The 237-nt window shown below is 72.2% G+C and carries 1 protein-coding gene; it reads left to right on the top strand.

The window, feature by feature from the left end; genetic code table 11:
- Positions 1 to 237: S4 domain-containing protein (locus SB773_RS34570; protein WP_410595057.1), on the top strand; the 237-nt coding region annotated here is incomplete at both ends.

Here is a 237-nt window from a genome sequence, read left to right on the forward strand (position 1 = left end):
GCGGCATCCGAGGCGCTGTTCGGCCAGGGAGATCTGACCGCGCTGGACGCGTCGACGTTGCGTACCGCGCTCGAGGAACTGCCGAACGCCACGGTCGCCTCGGGCTCGTCGGTCGTCGACGCGCTCGTCGCGACGGGTCTGGTCTCCAGCTCGTCCGAGGCGCGCCGCGCGATCAGCCAAGGCGGAGTGACGCTCGACGGCGCACGCATCGATGACGACTCGGCCACGGTGCGGGGG

This window comes from Bacillus sp. SIMBA_074 (genome assembly GCF_046534555.1).
Lineage (GTDB): Bacteria > Bacillota > Bacilli > Bacillales > Bacillaceae_G > Bacillus_A > Bacillus_A mycoides.